This window comes from Agromyces allii, from assembly GCF_009749385.1.
Classification (GTDB): Bacteria; Actinomycetota; Actinomycetes; order Actinomycetales; family Microbacteriaceae; genus Agromyces; species Agromyces allii.
The window spans coordinates 213,349-238,107 of sequence record NZ_WBIN01000007.1 but is presented as its reverse complement, the minus strand read 5'-3'; the positions used below and the strand labels follow the sequence as shown (position 1 = coordinate 238,107).

Here is a 24,759-nt window from a genome sequence, read left to right as displayed (position 1 = left end):
CCCGACCGCACTGTGTTGCAGATTGTTGCAATCTGCAACGCGAATCGGGAATGCCCGCGGCGCGGCATCCGTTGTCCCACACCATGACAACGATCGGAATCATCGGAGCAGGACACATCGGCAGCCAGGTCGCACGCGCGGCCGTGGCGAACGGGTACGAGGTCGTCATCTCGAACTCGCGCGGCCCTGAGACCCTCGCCGAGCTCGTCGACGAGCTGGGCCCCAACGCCCGTGCTGCGACCCCCGCCGAGGCGGCCGCGGCAGCGGACTTCGCCGTCGTGACCGTGCCGTTCAAGGCCTACGAGGCCGTGCCGGTCGAGCCGCTCGCCGGCAAGATCGTCATCGACACGAACAACTACTACTGGGAGCGCGACGGCCGCATCGACGTGCTCGACGAGGGCCTCGACACCGTCAGCGGCCTGCTGCAGCAGCACCTGCCCACCAGCCGCGTCGCCAAGGGCTTCAACCACATCGCCGCCGCCGACATCACGACGACCGGCACTCCCGCCGGCACGCCCGGCCGTCGGGCGCTCGCGACCTCGAGCGACTTCGCGGATGCCGCGCAGCTCGTCACCGACCTGTACGACCGTTTCGGCTTCGACACCGTGAACGTGGGCCCGCTCGCCGACAGCTGGCGCGTCGAGCGCGACCAGCCCGCCTACGTCGTCGTGCAGAACCGCGAGGAGCTCGTCGCGAACCTCGCCAAGGGCGTGCGCACGGGCGCTGCCGCCGCGTAACCCGGAGCACATCGAGCGGCGACTCCCGGATGCCGGGGGTCGCCGCTTTCGCGTCGGCAGGCGGCTTCGATCGGCGGAGGCCGTCAGTCGAGGGCGCCGAGGGAGGTCGCGAACGCGCGCAGGCGCTGGGCGAGCGCCTCGGGCACCTCGGCGGCCGTGAAGTGCCCGCCTTCGTCGAGGCGGGCGAAGTCGCGCAGGTCGAGGTAGTGCCGACGCGCGAGCGACTCGGGGTAGGCCGACTCGTGGCGCTGGATGTACACGACGGCGGGCACCGTGGCCGGCGGGATGGGGTCCGGCTGGTCGGCGCCCTCGGAGTAGGGGCGGAACGAGGTGCCGATCGACTGCGTGATCCAGTAGATCATCGCCTCGGTGAGGATGCGCTCGCGCGAGATGCGCTGCTCGACCGCCGACGGATCGCCGGGAGGCGTGTCGCTCCACTCGACGAGTTTCTCGGCCAGCCAGGCGAGGAGGCCGACGGGGGAGTCGTTGAGCGCAACGGCGAGCGTGTCGGGCCTGGTCGACTGCACGTGACCGTAGGCGCCGTGCTCCTCGTGGAACGCCGCGATGCCCGCGAAGAACGCGATCTCGTCGGGGTCGGTGAGCGCGGCGCGCTCGGCGCCGTTCGGGAAGTGCGCGTGCGTCGCCATGATGCCCGCGACCTGGTCGGGGTAGCTCGCGGCGATGAGGTCGCTGACGTTCGCGGTGACGTCTTCGCCGTACGTGAAGTACCGCTCGTAGCCGAGCACCTCGGTCATCAGGGCGTGCATGGTCGCGGCGATGCGGGTCTCGCTCATCGGGCCGTCGGCGTAGGGCGACGAGAACGCGAAGCCGGGCAGGCTCGCGACGACGACGTCGAAGTCGGGCAACCGGTCGGCGAAGTCGAGTTGCAGCGCGAACGTGTGCGGCCAGCCGTGCATGACGAGCAGCGCAGGCGCGCCGGCGCGGTCGGAACGCAGGTGGGCGAAGTGGAGGGCGGTGTCGTCGATCTGCGCGATGAACTGCGGGTGCGCGTTCAACCACGCCTCGCGGGCGCGCCAGTCCCAGGCGAGCCAGGCGTCGACGAGTTCGCGCAGGTAGCCCGCGCTCAGGCCCGACGCCGGCTTGCGCGGGGAATCGGCGAGCAGCCGGCTTCGCTCGAGCCGAGCGCGCAGGTCGTCGAGCACCTCGTCGGCGACGTGCAGTTCGAACGGCTGCACTGAGGACCGCTGCGGATCGGTCATGCGCCGAACCTACTCGCCGCCACCGACACCTCCGGCGGCACGGCATGGAAACCCGATGAGCAGGTTCGCGGATGCCGCGGCTAACCTGCTGAGCCCGTCGGGGCGGCTTCGCCGTGAATACGGACGGGAAGCGCTCGGATTGCCCCCTTCTGGGGTCACGAAAGCGCCTTCCCGAACCCCGCGAGACGTATAGCTTCGAATGCATACCGACACTCGCTTTCGGCGTCGGAGCCGCGAGCGGGACCCGACGTCGGTCACGCACCCCTGGTGCCCTGGCGCGCTGCCCCATGCGCGAACCCGCGGCGACCCGGCGGTGTTCGCCATGCCCTCGCGGCACCGCTCCGCCCCCGGCCCTGGGGCGATCGAAGGGAACGCACTTGAAGAAGCTCATCGCGAGCGTCGCCACCACGGCGATGCTGGCCGGAGGCCTGGCCGTGCTGGCCGCCGCCGCGCCGGCGACCGCCACGGAGGTCGCACCCGCGGCATCCGCCACCTGCGAGGTGCTCACGATCGACCTCGCCGGCTACGCCGCGAAGCCGGCCACGGGCGAACCGCAGCTCGAGGTCGCGAACCCGGCCTACGTGCCGGCCGTCGCCGCCGTGGCCGAGGTCGCTCACACCGACTACGAGTACAAGACGCTCGCGGGCCTGTTCCCGATCACGTGGACGTACCGCACCGCGCACAAGAACAGCGGCGCCGCGGTGCTCTACGACTGGAAGATCTGGACCGCCACGGGCAAGACCTCGAAGCACGTCGAGGTGCCGGGCGTGGCCGCGGTGCCCGCCGTCGGCACGCCGACCGTCTGGGTCGCGAACCCCGCGTACGTCGCCGCCGATGCAGCACCGAACACCGTCACCGTGACCGTGAACGGCGTCACCGAGGTGACCGCCGCGTTCGGCGAGAGCTACGCGAAGACGATCACGTTCGCCGACAAGGCCGTGCGCAACGCGTGGGCCGTCGACGTCACCTCGTGGAACGGCGCCCCGACGCACCTCGAGGGCCTCTCGACCGCATGCGTCACGCCCGTCGCCCCGACATGGGTCGACGACTGCGGCGTCGCGGACAACGGCCACTGGGTGCTGCCCTCGGTCGTCGGCTACACCTACAAGGTCACCGACCACTCGGCGCTGAACGGCAAGGTCGGCGTCGTCGCCACCCCCGATGAGGGCTACCTCTTCAATGCCGGCGCGCGCAAGCAGTGGACCTCGACGCAGAACAACGACCGCTGCGGCAAGACCGCGCCCGCGGTCGTCTTCACGAACGCGATCTGCACCCCGCCCGTCGGCTACGGCGCAGGCGTCGTCACGCCCGCGAGCCTCGTCATCACGAACCCCGACGGCGTGAAGGTGCTCGTCAAGCGCAAGTCGGACGGCGCGGCCATCACCGACCTGTCCAACCTGACGCCCGGCCACTACGACGTCATCGCGACCGTGAAGAACGAGAGCACCGACGCGTTCACCGCCGGCATCGAGGGCTGGACCCTCTTCGCCAAGGACGGCTTCACGTTCAAGGCCTCGAAGGGCTTCGACGTGGTCGCCCCGGCACCGTGCGACAAGCCGGTTCCCGTCTCCACGATCACCGCGGCGCCCCAGGGCATCGACGTGTGCGGCGCAGCGAACGACGGCATCGCCTGGGACGGCATCGCGACCGGCGGCACGTGGAAGATCGCGAGCAAGGTCGTGAACGCGCCCGAGCACCCGAACACCACGCGCTACCGCGTCGTGTTCACGCCGGCTGCCGACCACCTGCTGCCGACGGTGCTGCCCGGTGACGGCTTCGTCGTCGACGGCAAGGCTGTGTGGCTCGTCTACAACAGCAACGAGGACTGCACTGCAGGTCTCGCGGCATAAGGCCTGACGACTCGAATCAGGCGCGCGGCGGCTCCCGGGGGAACGGGGCCGCCGCGTTGTCGTCTCCGCCGCGCTTCGGGTGCTGCCCGACCGGACGGGCGGCGCACCATCGCCGCGCGGCACGCCCGCGGCATCCGCTCAGCTCACCAGGCGATGAGCTTCTCGGGCGTGACGCGGATGATCGTGCTGTACTTGGCCGCCATCGACTCGAGCGTGAGCTTCAGCGGCGGCAGGTCGTGCTCGTACTTCGCGAGGTAGGCCTCGCCGATGGCCGGGAGCCACGAGGCCGCGGCGTCGCCCAGCACCTCGGCGGTGCCCTGCAGCACCGTGAGTTGCTCTTCGTCGTGCCCTGATTCGAGGTGCACGAGCGCACGCGGATCGCGGGACGCGTTGCGCACCTTGACCGCGCCGGGCTCGCTCAGGATGACCACGGCGCCGTCATGCCAGAGGAACCACACCGGCACGGCGTGCGGGTAGCCGGATCGGCTTGTGGTGCCGAGCCAGGCGATGCGTTCGCTCGCGAGACGCGCGAGGGCTCGGGCGTGCACCTCGTTCTCGGCGTCGAACGCGAACGGCGCGGGCTCGGGCGAGGTGGATGCTGCGGACGTTGCGGTGTCGGTCATCGGCGGTCCTTCCGTGGAGTTCGAGCCTACGTTCGAACGGCGACACCCGGGCCGCCGGTCGAGGAGTTGCTGCGCTGCTCCTCGACCGACGGGCGCGCCTACTTCGCGCGCTTGAGCTGCAGCACCGCCTTCGCGATGACCGCCGTGGCGAGCACGACGTCGCGCTGGGTCGCACGCGAGCCGTCGAGCACGACCTCGCCCACGGCGACCGCGTCGTCGAGTCGGGCGACGGATGCCGCGGTGAACCGCTCGCGGTCGATGCGCGCCGCGCCGGCGAGTGCGACGTCGAGCAGCTTCGTCTTCACGGTGCTCGCGGGCTCGACGGCGACGAGCCGCACGTCGTCGAACACGCCCCACGCCCCGCCCGAGAGGCTGAACGCCGCGGAGACGGTGACCACGCCGTCGGCGCCGACCACGACCGAGGGCACGGTCGCCGTGTGGAACTCGTTCCACGCGGTGAACGACATCGGGGCGCTCCAGGTGCCCTTCGACGTGGTCGCCGAGAGCGTTCGAGTGTCGGTCGCCGGACTGTTCGTGCCCTGCGTGGTCGCCTGCAGCGAGTAGGTTCCGGCGGGCACCCCGGTGATCGTCTGCGTCGCCGACGCCTGGTAGGGCGTGCCGTTCCAGAAGGTCACGGCCGTGCCGCCGTCGGGGGCATCCGACGTCGGGTTGGGCCAGGCGTAGCCGCCGAACGTCCAGGCGCTGTGCGAGGCGTCCTCGAAGCTGTGGTCGCGCACGAAGTTCTTCGCGAGCACGGTGACGGTTGCGGTGACCTTGAGTCCGGCGGCGGTCGTGCCGGGGATCGCGTACGCGCCGGGTCCGCGGATCCACGAGACCGCGGTGCTCCACGTCACGGCGGGGTGCTCGACCGTGCCGTCGTTGTACGACACGTCGAGCGTGCTCGGCAGCACGACCGGCGAGCCGTCGGTCACGGTCACGTCGACCGCGCCGACCTGCGTGATCACGCGGGGTGCGACCGCGCCCGTGCGCACGTACTCGAAGGTGCGCAGCGACTCGAGGGCCGTGCCGTCGAAGCCGAAGAGCGCCTGGTTGTCCCACGCCGATCCGCCGTAGAACTCGCCCACGTGCACGGGGTCGTAGCCGGACGCGGCCGAAGTGGCCCAGCCCGAGCCGTCGCGCTCCCAGAGCACGGCGTTCGCCGCGGCATCCGACGGGGGACCGACCGGAAGCCACGCGGGCTCCCAGTAGAAGACGCCGATGCCGGCGGAGCCCACGGCCGAGACGGCCGCGATGACCTCGCGCAGCTCGGTGGCCTGCCCCTGCACGCTCGCCGGGTAGTCGTCGGTGATGGTGCCCGCGCCGATCACGTTGCCGTACCCGTCGCCGTCGTCGAGGGTGTGCGCCCACGACGTCTCGGCGACCATGACCCGCTTGCCGTAGGTCGTCGCCACCTGCGACAGCGCAGCCGTGAGGTTCGCGGTGCTGCCGTGCCAGTACGGGTAGTACGAGCTCGCGAAGACGTCGTAGTCGACGCCGTAGGTGTCGAGGCCCGCGGCGTACGTCGCGTACCGGTTCGGCGTCTCGGGGTTCGTGAAGTGCACGGCCACGAGTGCGTCGGGCAGCACCTCGCGCACGGCGCTGCTGCCCGCCTGGATCAGGTCGGCGAACGTCTCGTCGATCGCCGTGCCGGCGCGGGTGTACCCCGCGATCGCGTTGTTCGTCTCGTTGCCGACCTGCACCATGGTCACGTCGACGCCCGCGTCCTCGAAGGACTGCAGCGTGTCGGCCGTGTAGTCGTGCAGGGCCTCCTCGAGCTCGGGGATGCCGAGCCCCGCCCAGGCCTTCGGCGCGAGCTGCCGGCCGGGGTCGGCCCAGAAGTCGGAGTAGTGGAAGTCGACGAGCACGCCGAGCCCCGCGGCGGTCGCACGCTCGCCGATCTCGACGGCGCGGGCGGCATCGACGTTGCCACCGCCGTACCCGCGACCCGAGGCATCGAACGGGTCGTTCCACACGCGGATGCGCACGGTGTTCACGCCGCTGTCGGCGAGCACGTCGAAGAGGTCGGCCGGTTGCCCCGCGGCATCCCGGAACACGACCCCGCTCTCCTCGAGCGAGAGCACCGACGACACGTCGACGCCGTTCACGAAGTCGGGCGAGAGCCCGTCGACCTTCTGCACGAAGATGCCGGCGTCGACCGGGCCGGCGGCGGCCGGGTCATCGGCCGCCCAGGCTGCGGGCGTGAGCGCCGCGCCGGTCAGCGCTGTCGTGAGCGCGGCACCGGTCGCGACCGCGCCCCACCTCGCTCGTCTCATCGATCGGTTCTGCATGGTGCCACTCCATCTCGTTCGGCGCCGCGGGCGAACGATCGGATCGACGGATGCCGCGGCGCTGCGGTGATGCGCATCCGACACGGTGCCGGGGCGCGGTGGTGCTGGCATTGCGTGCCGGTCGAGACGGCGCAGGGGCGCCTCCTCGACCGGCGGGGTGGGTGATCAGCTCACGGCTGCTCCAGCCAGAGCGGGGCCTCGACGAGTCGCACGGACTCGAGCGAGACGAGCGGGGTGCCGGGCGTCTCCGTCTCAGCGGTCGCGCGTCGGCCGGCGGCGCCATCCGGCAGGTGCACGGATGCCGCGGGGTGCAGCGGCACGATGCGCAGCGTCAGTCGGGCCCCGGGTGCGAGGTCGAGTGCGTCGAGTCCGACGGTCCAGGTGGTGCCGTCCCAGAAGCGGTCGGCCACGATGACACCGTCGACCTCGAGGCGTGCGACATCGCCCGTCCACTCGATCTCGAGCGTGCGGCTCGCGTCGCGGCCGGCCGGAAGCCGGAACGTCCAGGCGGTGCCGTGCCGCAGCACCTCGTCGCGCGAGGGTGCCGAAGCGCGTCCGTGGCGCTCGCCGAAGCTCGCGGGCGGAGCCTCGCCGGGCGTCGGGGCGCCGACGTCGATCGTCGTCGCGCCGCCCGTCGACGACTCGACGACCTCTACGACGAGCGGCTCGAACCGGCCGAGCAGCGGCAGGTACTCGCGCACCTCGGGCCGTTCGACGGCACGGGCGGCGATCCACCCGTCGGCGTCCTCGAAGAGGGCCTCTGCCGAGAGCACGAGCCTGCGGCCGCCGCTCGCCTCGAGCACCCACGTGTCGTCGGCGGAGGCCGAGGGCAGCACGAGCACCGAGAGCCGGCCTTCGCCCTGCGCGAGGTCGACGCGGCGCGGCCGCGACGCGTCGACGAGCAGGATGCCGGGGGCGGGCGAGCTCACGACACCACCGGTGTCTGCGGCATCCGCCGTCGTGTCGACCGCGAACGCGCCGAGCACCTCGGCCGTGGTCGCGAGTTCCACCGGGATTCCGGCTTCGGCGACGAGCACGAGCGTCGGCGACTGCGCGTCGAGGAGCCCGTCGGCGCCGAGCGCGGATCCGGCGGCCGGCAGCACCGTCAGCGGCGAGGCGGTCGCCCAGTCGAGGTGCACGCCGCCGAGCTCGAGGTGCAGCGGCCAGCGTGCGATCGTGCCGGGCGCGACGGTGACGGGCGCGTGCGGCAGCACGAGCGAGCCGGCGGGCGGGGCGTCGTCGCCGAGTCGCTCGGCCGCGGCATCCACGACGTCCGAACCGTGCGGCTGCAGGCCGATCTCGAACTGCACGTCGTGCACGGGCTCGAGCGGCACGTGCGGCTGCTGCCAGGTGATGAACAGCCAGCCGGATGCCCCGTCGCTGCGCAGCGCCCAGCGCAGCGTCTCGGCGTCGTCGACGTTCGACGGGTGGTGCGCGGGCAGCGTCGAGGGCATGGGCGCGAGCCGGTCGCCGAACGCGGCGAGGAACGCGTGCTGACGCCGGAGCGCGGCGTGGCTCGGGCCGAGACGCCCGGCGGCCCCGATCGGCGCGTGGAAGTCGTAGTCGAACTCGGGCAGGTCGTTGGGGTAGCCCGTGGCGTGGGACTCCTGGAGGCCGGGCGCCGGGTTCAGGCCGCCGGCGTACATGTAGTAGCCCTGCCAGCCCGAGCCGTTGCCGATCTTGGTGTTCGCGACGGCCGCGATGTCGGCGCCGCCCAGCAGCGGACGCCGGTGGTATGCGGTCGCCATGCCGCCGCCGAGCTCGCACGTCGCGGCCGGGAACGACGCCGAGGGCAGGCGCGGCGTCTCGGGGCGGCGCCCGATGCCGGGGTGCGCTCGCAGGTCGGCGCCGATGCCGGGGTCGTCCCACGTGTGCGAGAAGAAGAAGTGCTCGCGGAACGTCGTGTCCCAGTCGTGGTCGGCGTCGACCCAGAAGCCGTCGCCGTAGCCGCCGTAGAGGGGGAGCACCTCGCCGTCGGGCAGCTCGGCGCCGCCCCACGCGGTCGCCGTGTAGATGGGGGCGACGAGTCCGTGCCGGCGCGCGATGGCCTTGAGCGTGGTGAGATGGCCGGGCTGGTCGTAGAGCTCGTTGTCGAGCTGGATCGCGATGACGTTGCTCGACGGCCCGCAGAGCGGCGCGAGCTGCTCGCCGAGTGCGGCGAACCACGGCTCGACGAGCGCGAGGTAGCCGGGGTCGTCGGTGCGGTGCGCGACGGGTGCCTGCTGCACCCAGTCGGGGAACCCTCCGTTGCGGGTCTCGCCGTGGATCCACGGGCCGATGCGCAGCACGACGTCGAGGCCGGCGTCGGCCGCGAGCCGCACGAACTCGGCCGCGTCCAGGTGGCCCTCGAAGCTCGGGGCGTCGGGCGTCGGCTGGTGGTGGTTCCAGATCAGGTAGGAGGCGACGACGGTCACGCCGCCCGAGCGCATGAGGCGCAGGCGTTCGCTCCACTCGGCGCGGGGCACACGGCTGTAGTGCAGCTCGCCCGAGACCGGGATCACGGGGATGCCGTGCTGCTCGACGTAGCGGTTCGTGAGCGAGATGCGCTCGTGCCGATCGACCTCGGTGCCCATCGCGGGGCGCGTGAGCGGCTCGGCCCACGGTTCGTGCGCCACCGTGAAACGCGCGGTCTGCAATGGCATGGGCATTCTCCCTCGAATCTGTGTGCGCTCACAGTTCTAGCACAGGATGCCAGCCCTGCAACATCGTGAATGCCAGAGTTGACAGCGAATAGCTGCCTGTGTATTACTGGGATCGCTCACAGGCACGCTGACGTCCTTCTGGTCGCGCGGGCCCCACGGGGCATCCGCAATCACAGCTTTCGACAAGGAGGACGAATGCGTTCTGCAATCCGCACGGGTGCGATCGCGGCGATCGCCGCCGCAGCGCTCATCATGACCGGCTGCTCGGCCGACACCGGCTCGACGGGCACCGCCGACGACCCGATCGAGCTCACCTACTGGGCCTGGGCGCCCAACCTCGACAAGGTCGTCGACATCTGGAACTCCGAGCACCCCGAGATCCAGGTCACCGTCAACAAGCAGGACGGCGGCGACCCCGCCATCACCAAGCTGCTCACCGCCATCAAGGCCGGCGTCGGCGCGCCCGACCTCATCCAGGCCGAGTACCAGAAGATCCCGACGCTCGTCGCCTCCGACGCGCTCGCCGACATCTCGGGCTCGATCGGCGACGACGTGGCCGGCCAGTTCCCCGACGGCGTGTGGCAGTCGGTCACCCTCGGCGGCGACGCCCTCTACGCCGTGCCGCAGGACACCGGCCCCATGATGTTCTACTACCGCGCAGATCTCTTCGAGCAGTACGGCCTGACCGTGCCCACCACGTGGGACGAGTACGCCGAGACCGCCCGTGCACTCCACGCCGCAGACCCCACCAAGTACCTCGGCACGTTCTCGGCCAACGACGCCGGCTGGTTCGCGGGCCTCGCGCAGCAGGCGAAGGCCGAATGGTGGTCGATCGACGGCGACAGCTGGGGCGTCGGCATCGACGAGGAGCCCACGCAGAAGGTCGCCGAGTACTGGGGCGGCCTCGTCGCCGAAGGTGCCATCGACAACAAGCCGATGTACACGCCCGAGTGGAACGCCGCGCTCAACGACGGCTCGCAGGCCGGCTGGCTCGGCGCCGTCTGGGGCCCCGGCGTGCTGAGCGGCAACGCCGCCGACACCGCAGGCCTCTGGAAGGCCGCGACACTGCCCACGTGGGACGGCGACGTCTCCAACGGCAACTGGGGCGGATCCTCCACGGCCGTCACCTCGCAGTCGAAGAACGTCGACGCCGCGACCGAGTTCGCGACCTGGCTGAACACCGACCCCGAGGCGGTCGCCGCGCTCGTCGAGCAGACCGGCATCTACCCGGCAGACACGGATGCCGCGGCATCCGTGCTCACCGAGGCGCCCGAGTTCTTCAGCAACCAGCCCGACTTCTACGACGTCGCCGCCGAGGCCGCCCAGGCCGTCGCCCCCTTCACCTACGGCCCCAACGTCAACGTCGCGTTCAGCGCGTACAACGACGAGTTCGCCAAGGCCGCCGAGGCGAAGACCGTCGACGCGTTCCTCGCCGCCGTCACCGCGATGCAGACGACGACGATCGACGACCTGAAGGCCGGCGGCTTCTCGGTCTCCGAGTAGGCCGACACCGAGCCGCCGGTCGCCGGTCGAGTAGGCGCGCCAGCGCCGTATCGAGACCAGCCTCGAACGCTGGTCTCGATACGCTTCGCTACTCGACCGGCGACCGGCACATCCGTTCCACGTCAGGAAGGACCCGAACATGACCGCCACGGTCGACGCCCCTCGCGGCGACACCACGCCCGCGCCGCGGCATCCGCTCGCCCCGCGCAGCCCGAAGGGCCCGAAGCGCCGCCGTGCGAAGGGTGCGCTGACGCCCTGGATGATGCTCGCCCCCGGCATCGTGCTCTTCACGGTGTTCATGGCCGCGCCGATCTTCTACACGCTCGCGCTGTCGTTCCAAAAGGAGCAGGTGAAGGGTCTCGGCCTCGGCGGCGACTCCCGCACGCGCGAGTTCGCCGGCCTCGAGAACTACGTCTCGACCTTCTCCGACCCCGAGTTCCTCGCGAGCGTCGGGCGCGTGCTCGTCTACGGGCTCATCCTCGTGCCGACCATGCTCGGCCTCGCACTGCTCTTCGCCCTGCTGCTCGACGCCCGCCGCACGGGGGCGAAGGGGTTCAGCCGGGTCTCGATCTTCCTGCCGTACGCGGTGCCGGCCGTCATCTCGTCGCTGCTCTGGGGCTTCCTCTACCTTCCGGCCGTAAGCCCGTTCTACTGGATCTTCGAACAGCTCGGCTGGGACGACGTGCCCTCCTTGCTCTCCCCGGGCCTCGTGATCTTCGCGATCGCGAACATCGGGCTGTGGGGCGGCGTCGGCTTCAACATGATCGTCATGTACACCTCGCTCAAGGCCGTGCCGAGCGACATCTACGAGGCCGCGCGCATCGACGGGGCATCCGAGGTGCAGATCGCGTGGCGCATCAAGGTGCCGATCATCATGCCCGCGCTCATCATGACCGCGCTGTTCTCGATGATCGCGACCCTGCAGGTCTTCGCCGAGCCGATGACGCTGCGCCCGCTCACGAACAGCCTCTCGACGAGCTGGTCGCCGCTCATGTTCGTCTACCGCGACGCGTTCACGCGCGACGACATCTACTCCGCCGCGGCCACCTCGATCATCATCGCGCTCGCGACCTTCGCGATCTCGTTCCTCTTCCTCCGCGTCGTGCAGCGACGCGCCTTCGGTCAGGAGGACTGAACCATGTCCGTCACCACCGAGACCAGGGCCGCCCTCGTGCCCGAGCTCGCCGGCAGCGCAAGCCGCCGCGCGCCGAAGGACGCGCGCGTGCCCATCGCCGTCGGCTCGACCGGCGTGCTGCTGCTCGGCGCGATCTACTGCCTGCTGCCCGTCGCCTGGGTGCTCATCGCCTCGACGAAGGACGCCTCCGAGCTGTTCTCGACGTTCACGTTCGCACCGTCGACCCACCTCTGGGACAACATCGTCGACCTCACGGCCTACCGCGACGGCCTCTACTGGCGGTGGATGCTGAACACCGCGCTCTACGCGGGCATCGGCGCCGTGATCTCGACGTACATCTCTGCCCTGTCGGGCTTCGCGCTCGCGAAGTACGTGTTCCCGGGCAAGGCGACGGTGTTCCGCATCCTGCTCATGGGCGTGCTCGTGCCCGGCGTGATCCTCGCGATCCCGCAGTACCTGCTGCTCGCGCAGGTCGGCCTCACGAACACGTACTGGTCGGTGCTGCTGCCGCAGCTCATCAGCCCGTACGGCATCTACCTCGCCCGCATCTACGCGGCGGCGGCCGTGCCGACCGAGATCGTCGAGTCGGCCCGCACCGAGGGCGCACGCGAGCTGTACATCTTCCACCGCATCGCGCTGCCGATGATGGGGCCGGGGCTCGTGACGATCTTCCTGTTCCAGTTCGTCGCCGTGTGGAACAACTTCATGCTGCCGTACATCATGCTCGGCGACGACCGGCTGTTCCCGATCACGGTCGGGCTCTCGGGCCTGCTGAACCAGGGCGCGTCGCTGCCCGCGATGTACACGCTCGTGATCACCGGCGCGCTGCTGTCGATCGTGCCGCTCATCGCGCTGTTCCTCATGCTGCAGCGCTACTGGCGGGTCGACCTCGCCGCCGGCGCGGTCAAGGCGTGAGTCGGGCGGATGCCGCGGGCGGGCGCTCGGGCACCGGGCGCACCTACACTGGCCACGTGAACGAGCACGCGCCGAAGCGGCGACCGACGATCGAGGATGTCGCGCGGGAGTCGGGCGTCTCGCGCGGCACCGTGTCGCGTGTGCTCAACGGCGGCCACTGGGTGAGCCCGCCCGCGCGCGAAGCGGTCGAGCGGGCCATCAAGAAGACCGGTTACCGCATCAATCCGCACGCCCGCAACCTCGCGACGGCCCGGGCCAACTCGGTGGCCTTCCTGCTCACCGAGTCGCACGACCGGCTCTTCGAGGACCCGAACTTCTCGGTGCTGATGCGTGCGGCCGCCGATGCGCTCGCCGAGCGCGACCTGCCGCTGGTGCTGCTCATGGCCGGGTCCGACGACGAGCAGCGCCGGGCGACCGACTTCATCATGGGCGGCCACGTCGACGGCGTGCTGCTCGTGTCCTCGCATCGCGGCCGAGAGGGGTTCCTCAAGGGGCTCGTCGAGGCCGAGGTCCCGGTCGTCTCGTGCGGCGTGCCGCTCGGGTACGAACGGCGCATCGGGTTCGTCTCGGCCGACGACCGCGAGGGCGCGCGCGACGTCGTGTCGTACCTGCGCGACCGGGGTCGCGAGCGGATCGCGACGATCACCGGCCCGCAGGACACCTCGGGCGGCGTCGGCCGACTCGAGGGCTACCGCGAAGAGCTCGGCGACGACTACGACGAGCGGTACGTCGCGTTCGGCGACTACTCGCGCTCGAGCGGCGCACGCGCCATGGAGCAGCTGCTCGAGCAGGCGCCCGACCTCGACGCCGTGTTCGCGGCGAACGACATGATGGCGGCCGGCGCGCTCGACGTGCTCCGCGCACGCGGACGCCGGGTGCCCGACGACGTCGCCGTCACCGGCTTCGACGACGCGCCGATCGCGACGCGCCTCGACCCGCAGCTGACGACCATGCGGCAGCCGTTCGACCGCATCGCGCACGAGATGGTGCGCATGCTGCTCGACGTGTTCGACGGGCGTCCGGCCGGTCGCATGACGCTGCCGACCGAGCTCGTGGTGCGCGAGTCCGCGTAGTCCGTTCCTTCGGCGGGCATCCGGTCGGCATCCGGTGGGCGGATGCCCCGACCCCCGGTGAACGGGTGAGCCGACCCGCTCAGTCGGGCGCCGTGTTCGGGCGTCGGCGCATCGCCCCAGTGTCGCATCGCGGCATCCGGAGCACCGATCTCTCGTGGATGTCGCAGGCGAGGTCGATCCGCAGCCGCGGCGTTCGTCGAACAGGTATGACGAAGCATGCAGATCTGCCGCCCGCCCTGGCCCGCGAGTACCGCATCGACGTGGCCGAGATCAGCTGGATCGCGTCCAAGCGGGCCGCCGCCATGCGCGCGAGGGATGCCGACTGGCTCGCCGCCCGCTACGTGCCGGGCGCTCCCGTGGTGGGCCCGACCCCGCCCATCACGCGCATCGCCGATGCAGGCCGTGACGCGGTGCGCATCTGGGAGTGGTTCGAGCTGCTGCAGGGGCGCATCCGGTGGTCGGTGCGCGTCGAGGCCGTGGAGCTCGAGGGCGACCGCGCGGTGTGCCGCACGGTCGAGCGGGCGTCGTACCGGGTGCTCTGCGGCCGTCGTGTGCATCTGCACCTGGCGACCACGATCGGGCTGCGGCGCGACGCCGACCGCTGGCGCATCGCGTACGAGCACGCCGTCGACGCGTGAGCGAGTGCGGCCGGGCCCGATCGGGACCGACCGCACCTAGGCTGGTGCCTCTCACTCCAAGGAGGATCCGTGGCGCAGAAGGTCATCGTCATCACCGGCGCGAGCGACGGCATCGGCCGGGCCGCGGCCCGCAGGCTGAGCGCCGACGGGCACCGGGTCGTGCTCGTGGGGCGCTCACCGCAGAAGACGCAGGCGCTCGCCGACGAGCTCGGGGCGCCGTACCATCTCGTCGACTTCGCCGACCTGGCCTCGGTGCGCGAGCTGGCCGCGGAGCTCGCGGTGCGGCATCCGCACATCGACGTGCTCGCGAACAACGCCGGAGGCGTGTTCGGCAAGGAGCGAACGCTCACGCGCGACGGGCACGAGACGACGTTCCAGGTGAACTACCTCGCGCCGTTCCTGCTGACGACCGAGCTCATGCCGACGCTCGTCGCGTCGAAGGCGACCGTCGTGAACACGTCGAGCCTCGCCAACCGCCTGTTCGCCCGGTTCGACATCGACGACCTCGAGTCCGAGCGCTCGTATCGGCCGGTGCGCGCCTACGGCAATGCGAAGCTCGCGCAGATCCTCTTCACGAAGGAGCTCGAGCGCCGCCACGGCGGCGAGGGCGTGACCTCGACCGCGTTCCATCCGGGCGCGATCGCGACGAACTTCTCGGCCGAGCAGGGGTCGGGCATGTCGGGGCTGTACCGATGGCGCCTGCGCGACCTCGTGCTCGCGACGCCCGAGCGCGGTGCCGAGACGCTCGTGCACCTCGCCGAGGGCGAGCCCGGCGTCGACTACCCGACCGGGCTGTACTTCACGAACTCGAAGCCCGCGCGGGCGAACCGGCTCGCCGACGACGTCGACCTCGCGCGCGAGCTCTGGGACCGCTCGACGGGCATGCTCGAGCTCGCGCCGCGCGCCTGATCGCCGTTCGGGAGATCGGGCGGGCGGATGCCTCGGGCGGCCGCATTCCGCGCGGCCCGCGCGCGGCATCCGCTCGCCCGTCGGTCGCTCTCCGCTCAGGCCGCGATGCCGGGCACCTCGTCGAGGCTGAAGTAGACGGGCAGGTTGCGCGAACGGGCGATCGCGACGTCCTGGTCTGCGCCCCGGGATTCGCCGGGCAGGCGCAGCACCGCGTCGCAGCGCTGCAGCAGGCGTTCGGCCGTCGGGTACATGACCTGTTCGGCGAGCGGGTCGGTCGGGCCGGTCGCGCCGGCGCTCGCGAGTACGGGCAGTGCGACCCATTCGCCGATCATCGGCACGTGGCCCGCTCGGAAGAGCGGCCATGCGGCTTCTTCGAGGCGCTCGAGGTTCTGCTGCATGAGGGCGGGGTCGCCGTCGGTGCCCGAGGCGTACGGGCCGGCGATCAGGATCATCATCGAGGTGGTCATGCTCTGCAGAATAGTGCAGAATGTGTAGAAACGTGCAACAACGTGAAGGAGTGCGAATGCTGACGGCGACACGACGAGCCCTCCTGCTCGACCGGCTCGACCGCGATCGGCGCATCGTCGCCAAGGAGATCGCGGTCGAACTGGGACTGTCCGAAGACAGCATCCGTCGCGACCTGCGCGAGCTCGCCGCCGAGGGGCTGCTGACGCGCGTCTACGGAGGAGCCGTGCCGGCGTCGCCCGCCGTCGCCGACTACGCCGCGCGCACGGCCATCGCCTCCGACAGCAAGGGGCGGGTGGCCGCCGCCGCCGCAGCCCTCGTGCAGCCCGGATCGACGGTGATCCTCGACGGCGGCACGACCACCCTCGCCGTCGTCGCGCATCTGCCGCGCGCGCTCGAATGCACGATCGTCACTCACAGCCCGACGATCGCCGTCGCGCTGCTCGAGCACGCGGCCGAGGTGATCCTCATCGGCGGGCGGCTGTTCCGCCACTCGATGGTCGCCTCGGGTGCCGCGGCGGTCGAGGCGGCGAACCGCATCAACGCCGACCTGTTCCTGCTGGGCGTCACGGGCATCCACCCGATCACGGGCCTCACGACCGGTGACGCCGACGAGGCCGCCATGAAGCGCGTGCTCGCCGCCCGGGCCGGCGAGACGTACGCGCTCGGCAGTGCCGAGAAGATCGGCGCCGCATCGCCGCATCAGGTGCTGCCCCTCGACGCCGTCACGGGCCTCGTGCTCGACGCCGAGGCCGACCCGACCTCGCTCGCCCGCCTGCGCGGGACGGGCGTGCGCATCGTCGAGGCCCGCTGAGGGGGCGGATGCCGCGGGCGGGCGTCGGCGGCACGTGCGAGCATGAACGGGTGACCGACTCGCCGCCGCAGACCCCCTCGCGGCGCGCGGGCGACTGGCGCGAGGCGCTCGCACCGCTCGGCGCCCTGCCCTCGACGGCGGGCGCGCGCGGATCCGGTGCCGGCCGGGGTGACGCAGACGGCGGGCCGGGCAAGCGGCTCGGGCTCCAGTTCGAGCTGCGCCGCAAGGTGCAGCGCCGCAGCGGCCAGTGGCAGGGTCCGCGCGACGAACCGGCCCGGCGCGCGACATCCGTCGACCGACTCGCGGTGCGGCCGGTCACGCAGGGTGCCCGCGGCGCCTGGATCAAGGGCGCGCTCACCTGGCAGAACATCGCCTATCAGGGCGAGGCCGGCGGCTTCGACCCTGTGCAGGCGCGCTGGTTCGCGCAGTTCGCGCTGCTGAAGGGCAGCTCGCCGAGCGTGTTCACGACCTACGGGTCCGAGTGGGTGACGCTCGACGAGTTCGAGAGCCCGCTCCTGTGGGCGCTGCTCGCCGAGGCTGAGAGGCTCGGCATCGGGCTCGTCGGGTCGGATGTCACGCCCGAGGTCATCGTGCACGGTGCCGCGGCGATCGCGCTCGACGCGCACGAGGCGGCCGACGGCGCGCTGACGCTCACGCCGGAGCTCGCGTTCGACGGCTCGCCGAGGGCGCTCGCCGACGTGCGCGCGGTGGGCTCGCACGGCGTCTACCGCTTCGACTTCGACGACGGATGCCTCGAGCTCGCGCCGTTCGTCGAGCCCGTCTCTCCGGCGGGCCGCGCGCTGCTCGAGTCCGTGTCGGGCGGCACCGTGTCGGGCGGCGCCGTGTCGGGCGGCGGCGCGTCGGCCCCCGCGGGTGCGGGGGCCGTCGAGGTGCCCGCGGCCGAGCGGGCCGAGTTCCTCAGGGCGTTCCCGTCGCTCGCCCGATCGATCGACGTGACGAGTCGCGACGGGTCCTTCACCCCGCCTCCACCGGTGCCGGCCGTGCTCGTGCTCGCCGCCCGGTTCGAGCCGAAAGACGTGTTGCGCCTCGAGTGGCACTGGGAGCACGCCGACGGGCGCACCACGCTCGTCGGCGCATCCGACGGGGTCGACAGCAGCGAGGCGGTCGCGGCATCGATCGCGGCCGCGGTCGACGACCCCGACCTCGACGACGACCTCCTCGCACGCGTCGCCGACGTGCTCGGCTGGGTTCCGCTCGACACCGTGCTGCTCCGCGGGGTCGACGCAGCGGAGTTCTGCGCCGAGCGGCTGCCGAAGCTCGAGGCGCTCGCCGACCGGCATCCGCTGCGCATCGAGGTCGAGGGCGAGCGCCCCGACTACCGGCTGCTCACCGAACCGGCGAAGGTGCGCGTCACGACGGTCGAGTCGCGCAAGACCGACTGGTTCGACCTCGGCGTCATCATCACGATCGACGGCAGGTCGGTGCCGTTCATGCCGCTGTTCCGCGCGCTCGCGAAGGGTCAGCGCCGACTGCTGCTCGTCGACAAGACCTACCTCATGCTGAACCAACCGGTCTTCGACCCGTTGCGGGAGCTCATCGAAGAGGCGGGCACGCTCGACGAGTGGCAGACCGGGGTTCGCATCCACGCGAGCCGCACGAGTCTCTGGGCCGACTTCGAAGACCTGGCCGACGAGGCCGAGCCCGCGGTCTCGTGGCGCGCGACGGTGGCGGCCCTCGAGCACGGGCGAGTCGAGGCGCTGCCCGAGCCCGCCGGGTTGGCGCTGCCGCTGCGGCCCTACCAGCTCGCCGGATTCCGGTGGCTCGCCTACCTCTGGGCCAACCGGCTGGGCGGCATCCTCGCCGACGACATGGGCCTCGGCAAGACCGCGCAGACGCTGGCGCTCGTCGCGCACACCGTCGAGCGCGGCTCGACAGCGCCGTTCCTGGTCGTCGCGCCGACCTCGGTCGCGTCGAACTGGGCGCGCGAGGCGGCGCGGTTCACGCCGGGCCTCCGCGTCGCATCCGTCATCTCGACGCAGGCGAAGCGTCGGGGCAGCATCGCGGATGCCGCGGCCGACGCCGATCTCGTCATCACCACGTACGCCGTGCTGCGCCTCGAGGCCGAGGCGTTCGGCGCGCTCGAGTGGGGCGGGCTCGTGCTCGACGAGGCCCAGTTCGTGAAGAATGCGGCGACGAAGGTGCACGCGGCCGCGCGCGGCATCCGCGCGCCGTTCCGCCTCGCCGTCACCGGCACGCCCATCGAGAACGACCTGGGCGAGCTGTGGGCGATCCTGCAGATCGTCGCACCCGGGCTCTTCCCGTCGCGTCGCCGCTTCGACGAGCAGTACCGACGACCCATCGAGCTCGACCGCAACCTCGAGCGACGCGACCGGCTGCGCCGCCGCATCCGGCCGCTCATGCTGCGCCGTACCAAGGAGGACGTCGCGCCCGAGCTGCCCGCGAAGCAGGAGCAGGTGCTCGAGGTCGCCCTCGCGCCGTCGCACCGGCGGCTCTACGACACGATGCTGCAGCGCGAGCGGCAGAAGCTGCTCGGCCTCATCGACGACCTCGACCGCAACCGCTTCATCGTCTACCGGTCGCTCACCCTGCTCCGCATGCTCGCGCTCGACGCGACCCTCATCGACGACGAGGCGTACGCGAACGTGCCCTCCGCCAAGCTCGACGCGCTGTTCGAGCAGCTCGACGACGTGCTCGCCGAGGGGCACCGGGCGCTCGTGTTCAGCCAGTTCACGTCGTTCCTCGGGCGTGCGCGCTCGCGGCTCGAGGCCGCCGGCGTGCCGTACGCCTACCTCGACGGCTCGACCCCGGTGCGCCGTCGCGACGCCGAGATCGAGCGGTTCCGCTCGGGCGAGGCATCCGTGTTCCTCATCAGCCTGAAGGCCGGCGGCTTCGGCCTGAACCTCACCGAGGCCGACTACGTGTTCCTGCTCGACCCGTGGTGGAACCCGGCGAGCGAGGCGCAGGCGGTCGACCGCGCACACCGCATCGGCCAGACGAAGCAGGTCATGGTCTACCGCCTCGTCGCGGCCGACACGATCGAGCAGAAGGTCATGGCGCTGAAGGCGCGCAAGGGCGAGCTGGTGGCCTCGATCCTCGACGAGGGCACCGATGCCGCAGACCCCCGCGCAGCCGAGGCGCTCACGGCCGACGACCTCCGGGGGCTGCTCGAGGCGTGAGGTCGGGGCCGTGGCGGCGTCGACCGCCGCGGAGACGACGGATGCCCCGAGCCGAGGCCCGGGGCATCCGTTCACCGGTCAGGTGAGCTCGATCACCAGATCGATCAGGCGGTGCGACGTCTCGCGATCACAAACGTGATGCCGGCGGCGGTGATGAGCGCGCCGGCGCCGATCGCCAGCGGGAGCGCGTCGAACCCGGTCGACGCGAGTCCGGCCTTCTCCGCGGTGGTCGCGGCGGGCGTCGCCGTCGGCGTGACGACCGGAGGCACGACGTTCGACGAGTCGTCGCCCTCGGGCTGCGTCGGGTCGGTCGGATCGGTCGGGTCGGTCGGGTCGGCGGGATCGATCGGATCGGCAGGGTCGATCGGCGTCAGCGGGGTCGTGGGGTCGGTGGGGTCGGTGGGATCCGTCGGGTCGGTGGGATCGGTGGGATCGGTCGGATCCGTGCCGCCCTCGGGGGTGCAGTCGAGGCCGTGTCCGCCGATCCACGGGTAGTTGTGGTGTTCGAGTCCGCTGCCGCTCACGGTGAGGTCGCCGCCGATGAGCAGGCGGCCGTTGGTCGAGGTCTTGACCTGCGCATTCGCATCGGGTGCGAGCACGGTGCCGATGAGCTGGCCGTTCAGGCCGAGCTCGACGGTGGTCGCGTCGGCGACGTTCCAGGCGAGGCGCGACGACCAGGTGCCGAACATCGCGCCCGACGGGTCGTCGAATCGCACCGGCCCGTCGGCGAAGTAGTTCGGAGCCCACGCGAGGCTCGAGCCGGTCACGTTGACGAGCACGGGTGCCGAGTCGGACGCGAGGTCGAACACGACCTCGCTCGCCGAGCCGAGCGCGGCGGCCGAGACGGTGAAGACGTAGAGCGCGCGGTCCTCGGTGCTCCGGAAGAGCACCTGGTTGCCGCCCGTGATCGCCATGTCGGTCGCGGCCAGCGCTGCGAGGTCGTCGGATGCGCCCTCGAGCACCGCGGCGAAGCCGGAGTTCGGGCTCATCGCCGTCGCGGCGCCGAGCTCGTCGGTGGCGCTGCCGCCCCAGAGGTCGAACGTCGTGCCGTCGGCGATCGCGCCGCCGACCGTGACGTCGCCGCCGCCGTCGAGGTTCGCGCCGATGTGCAGCTGCGTGCCGTTCTCGGTCGTGAGGTCGCCGCCGACGGCGAGCATCTGCGTGCCGCCTGCGGGCGTGATGCCCGAGCCGTAGCCGGCCGAGCCGACGTTGAAGACGCCGCCGCCGGTCTTGGCGAACGTCGCGTCGCCCGCGACGAGCAGCAGCCCCTCGGACTCGGCCGCGCCGCCCTGGGCGCGGTAGTCGCCGCCGGCGAAGACCGCGACGCTCGAGTCGGTGAACACGGGCAGGTGGCCCATCGGCGGCATCTCGCCGCTCGGCGGGCAGGTCGCGGCGGGCGAGCCGGCCGCGGTGTGCGTGGCGGCGGTCGCGGGCGCGGCGCCGATCACGGAGATCGCGGCGGCGCCGGTCGCGGCGAGGCCGGTGACGGCGAGCAGGCTGAGGCTCTTGCGCAGGCGGGTGCGTCGAGGCGCGGGGGAGTGCACGGTTGGCTCCGTTCGGGTCGGGGCGGTACTCCGCGGGATGGGTGCCCGTCATCGACGGATCCCGCGGTGGAGCAGCTTCGTGCTCCGTGGGGCGCGGTCCGCGGGTGCGAACGGCCCTCACTACGAGAGACGACGGAACCCGCGAATCATGACGCGAGTTCGTCAGGTTTCTTTACTATCACGTCGGACTGACCGTGCGCCATGCGTCGAAGGTGCGAGAAGCGACCGTTTCGATCCGATCGGCGGATGCCGCGTCATCCGTTCATCGCGCACCGACGCCCTTCTCCCGCTTTGTTGCGGAATGCAACACACGAGCGTAGCGTTGTCTCAAGCAACAGGAGGACGACATGACCGGCACGACGGCACCACGCGAGACCGCGACATCGGACATCCTCGGCGCGCTCATCGTCGTCAGCCGGCGGGGCGTCGCCGATGCGCGCACCGCGAACCTCAGCCTGAGCATGACCGACCAGTCGATCCTCGGCTTCATCGTCGACAACCCCGGCTGCCGATCGGTCGACATCGCGCAGGCCTACCGCCTCAACCGATCCACGGTCTCGCGGCAGCTCGCGGGCCTCGTCTCGCTCGGGGTCGTCCGCGAGGTGGCGGATGCCGCGGGCCGAGGTCGTCCCCTCGAGCTCACCGAGACCGGGCAGGCCGCCTACGACGAGGCCATCGGCATCCTGCACGGCATCGTCAGCCGCCAGCTCGACGGCTGGAGCGACGCCGAGGTCGCCCGCTTCGCGCGCGACCTGCAGCGATTCAACGTCGGACGCACGGGCGAGACCCGCCCGCGGCATCCGCTCGAGACCCGGGTCGGGTCTCACGAGAACGCCCCACAAGGGACATCAGAAGAGAAGGAACAGCAATGACCGCCATCGCGAACGTCACCGTCCTGGGCACCGGAGTGCTCGGCTCGCAGATCGCCTACCAGACCGCGTTCAGCGGCTTCGACGTCGTCGCCTACGACATCAGCGACGCCGCACTCGAGGCCGCGAAGCAGCGCTTCGCCGGACTCGCCGAGACCTACGTGCAGGAGGGCGTCGCGGGCGCTGCCGACGGCGCGCAGGCCGCGCTCGGCCGCATCACGTACTCCGCCGACCTCGGCGAGGCCGTCGCGAACGCCGACCTCGTCATCGAGGCGATCCCGGAGCAGCTCGCGCTCAAGCAGTCGACGTACGAGCAACTCGCGACGCTCGCCCCCGAGCGCACCATCTTCGCCACGAACTCGTCGACCCTGCTGCCGAGCGACCTCGCGCCGTTCACCGGCCGCGCCGACCGGTTCCTCGCGCTGCACTTCGCGAACCGCGTCTGGGCGCACAACACCGCCGAGGTCATGGGCACCGACGCCACCGACCCGGCCGTGTACGCGACCGTCGCCGAGTTCGCCGGCCAGATCGGCATGGTCCCGATCGAGATCAAGAAGGAGAAGGCCGGGTACCTCCTGAACTCGCTGCTCGTGCCGTTCCTCTCGGCCGCGGGCGAACTGCTGGTCGACGGCATCGCCGAGCCCGAGGCGATCGACAAGACCTGGCGCATCGGCACCGGCGCGCCCATGGGCCCGTTCCAGATCTACGACATCGTCGGCCTCACCACGGCCTACAACATCTCGAAGGCCGGCGGCCCGAAGCAGCAGGCGTTCGCCGACCTCATCAAGGAGCGCTACATCGACCAGGGCAAGCTCGGCGTCGCCACGGGCGAGGGCTTCTACACCTACCCGAAGGCCTGACCGGAGCGGGGTTCGCCCCGCTGTCGAGCCGAGCGGATGCCGCGTCGAGACGCCTCGACGCGGCATCCGTCGTCTTCAGGGCGTTGCCGTCTCGCCGATCTCGCCGGCTCAGTCGAGCGGGAGCTCGTCGCCCGGGGTGTCGCCCGCCGACGCGAGCGGATCACGACGACGGCGCCTCACGCGCGGCTCGTCGAGGCCGAGGTGCACGCGCGTGCGACGGCGTTCGACGACGATGAACGTCGCGCCGAGCACCCAGAGCGGCACCTGCGTGAGGAAAGCGATGCGGAACGCGTCGAGCGTGTACGCGTCGGGCGTTCCGGCGCCCTGGAAGTCCATCGCGAGACCGATGAAGAGGATCGCGAGCAGGGCTGCGAGGAACCCGCCGACGTTCACGATGCCGGTCGCCGTGCTGAGGCGGTGCGCCGGGTTGAACGTGCGCGCGTGGTCGAAGCCGATCATCGACGCGGGGCCGCCCGTGCTCATGGCGAACGCGAGCACGAAGAGCAGCCACAGCGGGGCCTGCCCCGGCCAGCCGATGACGACGAGCCAGACCACGGCCTGCAGCGCGATGATCGGCAGCACGAGCATGCGGGAGCGGCGCATCGGGTGCCGGCTCGAGAGGGCGCCGATCACCGGCCCCGAGAGCATGCCGCACACGACGTAGACGCTGAACACGAGCGAGGCGACGGGCGGCGTGAGCCCTTGGCCGACCGTGAGGAACGGGAAGCCCCACAGCAGCATGAACGCCGTGCCCGAGAACGGCGTCGTGAAGTGCGACCAGAACGCGAGCCGGGTCGCGGGGTGCGCCCACGACTGGCGGAAGCCCTCGCGGAAGTCGACCGACGACCGGACGATCTGGATGGCACCCGTCTGCGTGTCGACCGAGACGTCCTCGGCGCGGTCGGGCGGGCGATTGCGGATCACGGCGAACGTCAGCACCGTGAACAGCACGCCGAGCCCGGCGAGACTGCCGAACGCGATCGTCCACGTGGTCGCGTGCAGCAGCGCCGCGAGCGGGAAGATCGCGGCGAGCTGGCCGAACTGACCCAGGATGCCGGTCATCTGCACGAGGAACGGCGCCTGCCGGGCCGGGAACCACACGGCGACCACGCGGAGCACGCTCGGGAAGACGGCCGCGTCGCCCGCACCGACGAGCATGCGCGCGACGATCGCCCACCCGACATCGGGAGCGAATGCGAGCACCGCCTGCCCGATCGCCATGAGCGCCATTCCGATGGTGATCATCGGTCGGGCGCCGATGCGGTCGAGCAGCACGCCGACCGGGATCTGCATGCCGCCGTACACGGCGAGCTGGATGACGGCGAACATCGAGAGCGTCGAGGCATCGGCGTCGAACCGCACGGCCGCGTCGACGCCGACGGCCGAGAGCGACGTGCGGTTCGTGATCGAGAGCATGTACGCCGCGACGCCGACGCCCCAGATGAGCCAGAGCCGCCACGGCGGCACCGTGGAGAACGGGGATGCCGCGGGGGTGGGAATGCTCACCCATCCATCT

At 71.5% G+C, this 24,759-nt stretch carries 19 protein-coding genes; 12 read left to right on the top strand and 7 right to left on the bottom strand.

All coding sequences use genetic code 11. The features are described from left to right. The first annotated feature begins 50 nt into the window (after positions 1–50). The gene (locus GQR16_RS10875) at positions 51–737 is read left to right on the top strand and encodes an NADPH-dependent F420 reductase (protein ID WP_281351385.1); all 687 of its coding nucleotides are present in this window, start codon (positions 51–53) and stop codon (positions 735–737) included. 83 nt (positions 738–820) lie between these two features. Here the strand turns inward: GQR16_RS10875 and GQR16_RS10870 are convergent, their stop codons facing one another. Continuing rightward, a complete protein-coding gene (locus tag GQR16_RS10870; RefSeq protein ID WP_157415150.1) occupies positions 821–1,957 on the bottom strand; it encodes an epoxide hydrolase family protein in 1,137 nt (378 codons plus the stop codon). A gap of 377 nt (positions 1,958–2,334) precedes the next feature. On the opposite strand from GQR16_RS10870, the gene GQR16_RS10865 reads away from it, so the two are divergent. Next, a complete protein-coding gene (locus GQR16_RS10865; RefSeq protein ID WP_157415149.1) occupies positions 2,335–3,807 on the top strand; it encodes a hypothetical protein in 1,473 nt (490 codons plus the stop codon). A 143-nt stretch (positions 3,808–3,950) separates the two neighbouring features. Here the strand turns inward: GQR16_RS10865 and GQR16_RS10860 are convergent, their stop codons facing one another. From GQR16_RS10860 to GQR16_RS10850, 3 genes are all read right to left on the bottom strand, one after another. Then, entirely contained in the window at positions 3,951–4,430 is a 480-nt protein-coding gene (locus GQR16_RS10860; protein WP_157415148.1) for a pyridoxamine 5'-phosphate oxidase family protein, read from the bottom strand. A 98-nt stretch (positions 4,431–4,528) separates the two neighbouring features. Beyond that, positions 4,529–6,703, bottom strand: coding sequence for a glycosyl hydrolase 53 family protein (locus tag GQR16_RS10855; protein WP_246200735.1), 2,175 nt, complete (start codon positions 6,701–6,703; stop codon positions 4,529–4,531). A gap of 185 nt (positions 6,704–6,888) precedes the next feature. Next, on the bottom strand, positions 6,889–9,360 hold the full coding sequence (locus tag GQR16_RS10850) for a beta-galactosidase (RefSeq protein ID WP_246200733.1): 2,472 nt from the start codon (positions 9,358–9,360) through the stop codon (positions 6,889–6,891). 195 nt (positions 9,361–9,555) lie between these two features. Here GQR16_RS10850 and GQR16_RS10845 point away from each other — a divergent pair, with 195 nt between their 5' ends. The 6 genes from GQR16_RS10845 to GQR16_RS10820 all read left to right on the top strand — a co-directional run bounded on the left by GQR16_RS10845 (position 9,556) and on the right by GQR16_RS10820 (position 15,533). After that, on the top strand, positions 9,556–10,863 hold the full coding sequence (locus tag GQR16_RS10845; protein WP_157415145.1) for an ABC transporter substrate-binding protein: 1,308 nt from the start codon (positions 9,556–9,558) through the stop codon (positions 10,861–10,863). Positions 10,864–11,002: 139 nt separating this feature from the next. Next, positions 11,003–11,998 (top strand): carbohydrate ABC transporter permease, encoded by a 996-nt coding sequence (locus tag GQR16_RS10840; RefSeq protein WP_157415144.1) that lies wholly within the window; start codon positions 11,003–11,005, stop codon positions 11,996–11,998. Between the two features lie 3 nt (positions 11,999–12,001). Further along, complete coding sequence (locus tag GQR16_RS10835; protein ID WP_157415143.1) at positions 12,002–12,913, top strand: carbohydrate ABC transporter permease; 912 nt, start codon at positions 12,002–12,004, stop codon at positions 12,911–12,913. Positions 12,914–12,969: 56 nt separating this feature from the next. Next, positions 12,970–13,986: a LacI family DNA-binding transcriptional regulator gene (locus tag GQR16_RS10830; RefSeq protein WP_157415142.1), complete on the top strand. Its 1,017-nt coding sequence runs from the start codon at positions 12,970–12,972 to the stop codon at positions 13,984–13,986. Between the two features lie 206 nt (positions 13,987–14,192). Beyond that, positions 14,193–14,624 carry a YybH family protein gene (locus GQR16_RS10825; protein WP_157415141.1) on the top strand — a complete coding sequence of 144 codons (432 nt, stop codon included), beginning with the start codon at positions 14,193–14,195 and terminating at the stop codon, positions 14,622–14,624. A 69-nt stretch (positions 14,625–14,693) separates the two neighbouring features. Next, positions 14,694–15,533, top strand: a complete 840-nt coding sequence (locus tag GQR16_RS10820) for an SDR family NAD(P)-dependent oxidoreductase (protein ID WP_157415140.1) — start codon at positions 14,694–14,696, stop codon at positions 15,531–15,533. A 95-nt stretch (positions 15,534–15,628) separates the two neighbouring features. Here GQR16_RS10820 and GQR16_RS10815 read toward each other — a convergent pair whose 3' ends face one another. Further along, the gene (locus GQR16_RS10815; protein ID WP_246200731.1) at positions 15,629–16,000 is read right to left on the bottom strand and encodes a DUF4406 domain-containing protein; all 372 of its coding nucleotides are present in this window, start codon (positions 15,998–16,000) and stop codon (positions 15,629–15,631) included. Positions 16,001–16,056: 56 nt separating this feature from the next. On the opposite strand from GQR16_RS10815, the gene GQR16_RS10810 reads away from it, so the two are divergent. Both GQR16_RS10810 and GQR16_RS10805 read left to right on the top strand, forming a co-directional pair. Next, positions 16,057–16,812: a DeoR/GlpR family DNA-binding transcription regulator gene (locus GQR16_RS10810; protein WP_157415139.1), complete on the top strand. Its 756-nt coding sequence runs from the start codon at positions 16,057–16,059 to the stop codon at positions 16,810–16,812. Positions 16,813–16,862: 50 nt separating this feature from the next. Continuing rightward, positions 16,863–19,970 (top strand): DEAD/DEAH box helicase, encoded by a 3,108-nt coding sequence (locus tag GQR16_RS10805; RefSeq protein WP_157415138.1) that lies wholly within the window; start codon positions 16,863–16,865, stop codon positions 19,968–19,970. A gap of 104 nt (positions 19,971–20,074) precedes the next feature. Here GQR16_RS10805 and GQR16_RS19735 read toward each other — a convergent pair whose 3' ends face one another. Next, positions 20,075–21,514 carry a choice-of-anchor A family protein gene (locus GQR16_RS19735; protein WP_157415137.1) on the bottom strand — a complete coding sequence of 480 codons (1,440 nt, stop codon included), beginning with the start codon at positions 21,512–21,514 and terminating at the stop codon, positions 20,075–20,077. Positions 21,515–21,861: 347 nt separating this feature from the next. On the opposite strand from GQR16_RS19735, the gene GQR16_RS10795 reads away from it, so the two are divergent. Together GQR16_RS10795 and GQR16_RS10790 are read left to right on the top strand one after the other, a co-directional pair. Beyond that, on the top strand, positions 21,862–22,386 hold the full coding sequence (locus GQR16_RS10795; protein WP_157415136.1) for a MarR family winged helix-turn-helix transcriptional regulator: 525 nt from the start codon (positions 21,862–21,864) through the stop codon (positions 22,384–22,386). Further along, the gene (locus GQR16_RS10790) at positions 22,383–23,243 is read left to right on the top strand and encodes a 3-hydroxyacyl-CoA dehydrogenase (protein WP_157415135.1); all 861 of its coding nucleotides are present in this window, start codon (positions 22,383–22,385) and stop codon (positions 23,241–23,243) included. Before GQR16_RS10795 ends, GQR16_RS10790 begins: the two co-directional genes overlap by 4 nt. A 108-nt stretch (positions 23,244–23,351) precedes the next feature. Here the strand turns inward: GQR16_RS10790 and GQR16_RS10785 are convergent, their stop codons facing one another. Continuing rightward, entirely contained in the window at positions 23,352–24,743 is a 1,392-nt protein-coding gene (locus GQR16_RS10785) for an MFS transporter (protein ID WP_425482621.1), read from the bottom strand. Positions 24,744–24,759 lie beyond the last annotated feature (16 nt).

Coding starts and splice junctions, on each gene's coding strand:
- GQR16_RS10875 (WP_281351385.1), top strand. CDS start 51: ATGCCCGCGGCGCGGCATCCGTTGTCCCACACCATGACAACGATCGGA.
- GQR16_RS10870 (WP_157415150.1), bottom strand. CDS start 1,957: ATGACCGATCCGCAGCGGTCCTCAGTGCAGCCGTTCGAACTGCACGTC.
- GQR16_RS10860 (WP_157415148.1), bottom strand. CDS start 4,430: ATGACCGACACCGCAACGTCCGCAGCATCCACCTCGCCCGAGCCCGCG.
- GQR16_RS10855 (WP_246200735.1), bottom strand. CDS start 6,703: ATGAGACGAGCGAGGTGGGGCGCGGTCGCGACCGGTGCCGCGCTCACG.
- GQR16_RS10850 (WP_246200733.1), bottom strand. CDS start 9,360: ATGCCATTGCAGACCGCGCGTTTCACGGTGGCGCACGAACCGTGGGCC.
- GQR16_RS10845 (WP_157415145.1), top strand. CDS start 9,556: ATGCGTTCTGCAATCCGCACGGGTGCGATCGCGGCGATCGCCGCCGCA.
- GQR16_RS10840 (WP_157415144.1), top strand. CDS start 11,003: ATGACCGCCACGGTCGACGCCCCTCGCGGCGACACCACGCCCGCGCCG.
- GQR16_RS10835 (WP_157415143.1), top strand. CDS start 12,002: ATGTCCGTCACCACCGAGACCAGGGCCGCCCTCGTGCCCGAGCTCGCC.
- GQR16_RS10825 (WP_157415141.1), top strand. CDS start 14,193: ATGACGAAGCATGCAGATCTGCCGCCCGCCCTGGCCCGCGAGTACCGC.
- GQR16_RS10815 (WP_246200731.1), bottom strand. CDS start 16,000: ATGACCACCTCGATGATGATCCTGATCGCCGGCCCGTACGCCTCGGGC.
- GQR16_RS10810 (WP_157415139.1), top strand. CDS start 16,057: ATGCTGACGGCGACACGACGAGCCCTCCTGCTCGACCGGCTCGACCGC.
- GQR16_RS10795 (WP_157415136.1), top strand. CDS start 21,862: ATGACCGGCACGACGGCACCACGCGAGACCGCGACATCGGACATCCTC.
- GQR16_RS10790 (WP_157415135.1), top strand. CDS start 22,383: ATGACCGCCATCGCGAACGTCACCGTCCTGGGCACCGGAGTGCTCGGC.